The organism is Streptomyces toyocaensis (assembly GCF_000725125.1).
In the GTDB taxonomy this organism is placed as follows: Bacteria; Actinomycetota; Actinomycetes; order Streptomycetales; family Streptomycetaceae; genus Streptomyces; species Streptomyces toyocaensis.
In genome coordinates this window covers 1-972 of record NZ_JFCB01000073.1, presented here as the reverse complement: position 1 = coordinate 972, position 972 = coordinate 1, and the positions used below count along the sequence as shown (strand labels likewise).

Here is a 972-nt window from a genome sequence, read left to right as displayed (position 1 = left end):
GGAGCCGGAACCAGTAGAAGCCGTGGCCCCCGAGGGTCAGCAGGTACGGCAGTTCGCCGACGGCCGGGAAGCGCACCCCGCCGAACAGCTCGACCGGGTGCCGCCCCTCGAACGCGCTGAGATCCAGCTCCGTGGGCTGTGCGAAGCGTGAGAAGTTGTGCACGCAGAGCACCAGGTCGTCCTCGTACTCCCGCAGGAAGGCGAGGACCGCGGGGTTGGAGGACGGCAGCTCGGTGTAGGAGCCGAGGCCGAAGGCCGGGTTCTGCTTGCGGATCTCGATCATGCGGCGGGTCCAGTGCAGCAGCGAGGACGGTGAGGCCATGGACGCCTCGACGTTGGTGACCTGGTAGCCGTAGACCGGGTCCATGATCGTGGGCAGGAAGAGCCGTCCGGGGTCACTGGAGGAGAAGCCGGCGTTGCGGTCGGGGGTCCACTGCATCGGGGTGCGCACGGCGTCGCGGTCGCCGAGCCAGATGTTGTCGCCCATGCCGATCTCGTCGCCGTAGTAGATGATCGGCGAGCCCGGCAGGGACAGCAGCAGGGCGGTGAACAGTTCGATCTGGTTGCGGTCGTTGTCCAGCAGCGGGGCGAGCCGGCGGCGGATGCCGATGTTGGCGCGCATGCGGGGGTCCTTGGCGTACTCCGCCCACATGTAGTCGCGTTCCTCGTCGGTGACCATCTCCAGGGTCAGCTCGTCGTGGTTGCGCAGGAAGATGCCCCACTGGCAGCCCGAGGGGATCGCCGGGGTCTTGGCCAGGATCTCGGAGACCGGGTAGCGGGACTCGCGGCGCACGGCCATGAAGATGCGGGGCATGACGGGGAAGTGGAACGCCATGTGGCACTCGTCGCCGCCCGCCGTGTAGTCGCCGAAGTAGTCGACGACGTCCTCCGGCCACTGGTTCGCCTCGGCCAGCAGCACCGTGTCCGGGTACTGCGTGTCGATCTCCTTGCGCACCCGCTTCAGGAAGGCGT

Annotated in this window: 1 protein-coding gene; it reads right to left on the bottom strand. The window is 68.0% G+C overall.

Annotation, left to right across the window (positions count from 1 at the left end):
• Positions 1-972: alpha-glucosidase C-terminal domain-containing protein (locus tag BU52_RS32610; RefSeq protein WP_037941478.1), on the bottom strand; the 972-nt coding region annotated here is incomplete at both ends.